At 36.3% G+C, this 5,576-nt stretch carries 1 protein-coding gene; it reads left to right on the top strand.

Annotation, left to right across the window (positions count from 1 at the left end):
* Positions 1–1,231 precede the first annotated feature (1,231 nt).
* Positions 1,232–5,576 (top strand): DUF1542 domain-containing protein (locus GVV20_RS10035; RefSeq protein ID WP_250690198.1); only part of this gene is annotated, 4,345 nt, incomplete at its 3' end.

Here is a 5,576-nt window from a genome sequence, read left to right as displayed (position 1 = left end):
CATATGTTAGCAATTCTTTGTATTAAGTAATTGTGATAAACTGAGAAAGGTTATTAAATAGATACATGTAACTTATGATGGAATTTGGAGATGGTTTTTGGATCCTAGCGGTGAAGAGGCGATATTTAATGAAAATGTGGATTCTTTAGTATGTTCTAGAACGGTTAAACGCGCTTAGGCTCTGTTAGACAAGAAAAACTGATAACTTTAATGCAAAGAGTAGTAACTGAGTGTTCCTAGGGTGTAAGAAAGACTATGACCTTTATAATGATAATATTGACAATGATATACTGTACAAGTGGAATAAAAAGATACAGAAAAAAAAGAAGCATATATGAAAAGCAAGGGTGAGTTCTAATACTCTCCCGTTGTCCATAAATATACAATTTGTCACATGTGAATCAATTTGATATAACACCTTTTTTGTAATGAGTTAGGGAATACATTGAATTGAATAAAAGTAAGAAAACCGCTATGTACGCGAGAGTAAGCACTCGATAACAGGTGGGGTAGGGATTTAATTTAAAGGAACAAGTTAGAACTGTTAAAAGCTATATATTTGTCTTTAAATCTGATTACTCAGACGAGATTGAAATATATATTGATGACGGATATTCAGCTAAAAATCTAAATAGAAGAGAAATGAATAGACTTATTACAGATATCAAAGATGGAGATAGATTGTTCTATGTAAGAATAGCCCTATTTAGTTTGCTTTCGTGGTGATATGACAAATTTTACTAACCGAGTTCTATCAAATGTGATTTTGCATCTATTTTACACAATCAACTGTATGCAATAAAATGCATTGAAGCATTATCAGTGCTAGGTTCATATTAAATTGTCGTTAATGTTAGGGTTGTATTAAATTGTTTTAAATGATAGACTTAAATTATGTATATGTTAAGTGTGATATGTTTAAATAGTTAAGTTTATGAAGCGTTGAAGTATCGTTGTGGGGGTCGGTGTTATTCAATTTAGTTTCGTTAATTATTAGCATTCAATTCGTTCTATTGACGAAGTAAATTGTAATAAACCGGATGACCTAGCGTCGTTCGGTTTTTTTTAAGAAAGGTGAGGTGAAGTAGAGGTATAACTGCTACTCCCCCACAAGCATATACATTTTATCAGTTTGAATTGGTTAGAGATTAAATGATTAAGCAATAAAATTATTGTCATAGAATTACACAGCAACAAAAATACTTAAATGTCGATAGAGGAGGAAATAGTTTTGAAACGTAATATAAAAAACATAATTGTGTCAGTAATACTGACACTCGTACTTTTTATTTCAAACTTTTCAGGAGTAATTATATATGCAGATTCAGATCAAGAACTCAGCGTTACAAATATTAGTGATTTAAGTGGAATGATCTTTGGAACAAGAGCATCTGGAACATATAATGGTGCGACTTTAGGAACAGTAGACAGTGGTGGTTTTTTTGACATACGAAAAGCTAATAGCACAATTGGGTTCAAAATTAGACCTAACGGAGACTCGACGTATAGCCTGAAGAAAGTTTCGAATCAATCAACAGGAGGGTCTCCCAACACATATATAGGTGCGGTTTCAACTACAAATGATCTACTTATCGGAAATTACTATGAATATCAATGGACAATGGCAAATATTACAAGTGGAACATCATTTAGGGTAGGAATTGCAACCGCAGATAAATCTTTAGATTTTAAAGACAGAACGATATATTATCCTATGCGATTCAACAATGTGAACTATGGATCGTCTACTTCAAATGTGTCATTAATTAATGGAACCAACAAACAACAGTTTCATGGTAGAGGTGAGAAGGTCAGGTTTGAGATTGATATACATCATCAGAGCACTTTCAACAATCCGGTAGTTGTGGGGAATTTTAAGCTAACAAATATAACCCCGGCAGCAGTACCCACTATCAGTGTACCTACAGAGTTATCGAACACTCTTTCTGGCAATACAACTGCAGCAGTAAATGACCAAAGACCCAGTAGACAAGGAGATGTGGTTCAATTGATTCGTGTTTCATCGAATGGAACGACCACTTCACTCGGAACAACGACTGTTCTTGAAAATAACACATGGATGTATACTTTGAATGAACCAGCACAAGTAGGTGAACGCTATCGTGCAATAATCACAAATCCAGAATCAGAATTTGTAAGTACAACTGCAACTTCCGATGTAGTTGTAGCTAACCCTGCAAATCGAGCACCTGCTATTCAAGCGGTGAATGAAAAAGCAGCCGAGCTCACAGCTCGAATTAATCAATTGGTAAATGTGCCCCAATCAGAAAAGGACGCTGCGATAGCTGCGATTGAAACAACACGTGCTAATACAGTTGCATCAATCAATAGTGCAAACAGCACACCAGAATTTAATACACACAGAGATAATGGTATTGCAGCTATGCAAGATATCTACAATGAGCTAAGGCTGAGTGATACAAAATATCTTGATAATGCAAAAGAAGTAGGGAAAACAAATCTTAATGAAAAAGCACAAGCAGCAAAAGATGCCATTGATGCCTTGGAACATTTGACACCTCAAGAAAAGACAGAGGCGAAAGAATTGATTGATACCAAACTTCAAGAAGCAGTAAATGCAGTTGATACAGCGAAAACGATGTCTGAAGTGAATAATATAGTAACAACTAAGACAACGGAGATGGATAAGGTGGTTTCAGATGCAGAACTTCAAGATGCCATCAACGATGCGATCAAACGTGTACAAGATAAGGCTTTAGATGTAAAAAATCGTTTATCACAAATAGCAGATATTCCTGAAGCAGATCTTAATGTAGCCAATGCACAGGTTGATACCGAACTCGAAAAAATTATAGCCGATTTAAATACATCTACAAGTGTTGCCCAAGTGAATCAAGTCAGAACTGATGGAAAAGAAAAACTTGAATCAATTTATGGTCAATATGAATCAGATGGAAATCAACGTCTTGATGATAATAAGACGGTAACAAAGGTTACCTTACAATCTGACCGCGATGCTGCATTAGCATTTATAGACACTTTAGAGCATCTGAACGAAACAGAGAAAGATATATATAGAACAGATATTAATAGTAGATACAATGAAGCAGTGACTGCTGTTGATAATGCAGGATCATTAGAAGAAATGCAAACTGTCGTTGATCATACACGTTCTCACTATGAGACGACAAAAGCAGAGGCTAAACTTCATGATACACAAAATGATGCAGTCGCACGATTAAATGTAGAAGCCCAACGTTTAAATGATGCGATTGATGAATTATCGAATCTTTCACCAGAGCAAATCACTGATGCAAAACAAGAGATTGAAGCAGCACGTTTATCTGCAATAGATAAAGTAAATGCAGCGCTAAGTACTGGAGTGGTCGAAGCCGAGAGAGCACATGGATTTAATGAAATGCAAGGAATCTATGATGCACTTGAAGGTGATAACCAAGCTTTACTCGAAGAAGCCAAGACAAAACGAAGTAGTGATTTAGAAACGAAAGCACAAGCGGCGCGTGACGCGGTGAATGCTATGAATGGATTAAATCAAGGCCAAAAAGATGTATTCATCGCAACTATTAATCAAGAACTGCAAGCAGGATTGAGTGAAATTGATCAAGCGATAACTGTAGCGGATGCAAACACTGCAGAAAAAGAGGCTGGAATCGCTATTGATGATGTGGTAAAAGCGGCAACGCTTCAAAATGATAAAGAAAATGCAGATACATTATTGAAACAGAAAGCAGATGAGATTCGAACCCGAATTAACAACATACCCGGTGCAACTCAAGATGACAAAGATGCAGCATTGGTAGAAGTTAACCAAATCTTAGCTGATAAAACAGACACTATTAATGCATCTACAACACAAGTAGAGGTAAGTTCTGCACTAACACAAGGTAGAAAAGATTTAGAAGCAGTTGCAATCAAACTTGCACAAAAAGGACAAAATAATTTACAGAATGCACGAGATGTTGCTTCAAATAATCTTGATGCAAAAGCGCAAGGAGCCATTGATAAAGTAAATGAGAATCAAAATCTTACATCTGATGAGAAGGCTGTCTATATAAAAAATATAGAAACAGTGCGTGATAGTGCAAAAGACGCACTGATTGGAGCTACTGATTTTAATAGTATTACTGAAATCGGAAACGAAGCGGAAGCCAGATATCAGGATGAAGTCAAAGGTGCATGGAAACATGATGCGAAAAATGTAATCAACGAAGCAGCAAATGAGGTGAAAGGGAAACTTGACGTTCTCGCGGATTTACCTGAGAGTGAGAAACAAGCAGCCTTAGCAAAAGTTGAAAGCATCCGAAACTCAGGACTTCAATCTGTAGAGGAGTCGACAACTCAACCAAGTATCCGAATCGCACAAGAATATACAATCGATGAGTTGGATAAGCTCTTGGCTGATTCTGAAATAGCAAGCAAACGTCTTGAAGCAATTCGACACTTGGAAGAAACAGCCCAAGCAGTGAAAGACCGAATTAGTACACTGGTTGGTTTAAGTGATTCGGATAAAGAAGCCCTGAAAACAGAAGTGAATGAAGAACTTGAAAAAGCTATTGATATGGTTAATAAAGGTACTAATGCAACTGAAATTTTCAGAGCTCAAGACGCGGGTCAAAAAGCAATGGAAGCAATCACAGGAAAAGCAGAAGCGAAAAGTGAAGCAAACATCACAGATGCAAAAGTTTCAAGTTTGGAACGTATCCAAGAAGAAGCACAAAAGGCTAAAGATACAATTGATGGTATGGAATTCCTAACTGATGAAGAAAAAGCAATGTACAAAGAACGCATAGATGAAAGACTTCAAAAGGGAATAGAGGGCATTAATAATGCGACAACATTAGATGTAATCCAGAGCGTGGAAGATACTACTATTACAGCCTATGAAAGTATTGTTGCCGAAGCACAAATTAAAGATGCATTTACAAAAACACAAAATGATGCGAAAAAAGCACTTGATGATAAGGCAACAGAAGCTAAAGCAACTATTGATGCAATGGATAGTATAACACCAGAGCAAAAAGAAGTAGCAAAGGCAGAAATTAATCAAATTGTAGAAGATTCAAAAGAAGCGATTGATACTGCAACAACAGTGGATGCAATCCAAACAAGCGTAGAAGATGGAAAACATGCAATTGATAACGTTGTGACTGAAGCTAAAACCCAAGATGCATTCGCAAAAGCACAAAATGATGCGAAAAAAGCACTTGATGATAAGGCAACAGAAGCTAAAGCAGCTATTGATGCAATGGATAGTATAACACCAGAGCAAAAAGAAGCAGCAAAGGCAGAAATTAATCAAATTGTAGAAGATTCAAAAGAAGCGATTGATACTGCAACAACAGTAGATGCAATCCAAACAAGTGTAGAAGATGGAAAACATGCAATTGATAACGTTGTGACTGAAGCTAAAACCCAAGATGCATTCGCAAAAGCACAAAATGATGCTAAAAAAGCACTTGATGATAAGGCAACAGAAGCTAAAGCAGCTATTGATGCAATGGATAGTATAACACCAGAGCAAAAAGAAGCAGCAAAGGCAGAAATTAATCAAATTGTAGAAGATTCAAAAGAAG

Source organism: Erysipelothrix aquatica (genome assembly GCF_009828775.2).
Taxonomy (GTDB): Bacteria; Bacillota_I; Bacilli_A; order Erysipelotrichales; family Erysipelotrichaceae; genus Erysipelothrix; species Erysipelothrix aquatica.
The sequence above is the reverse complement of the archived record's forward strand: the minus strand, read 5'-3'. Positions and strand labels throughout refer to the sequence as shown.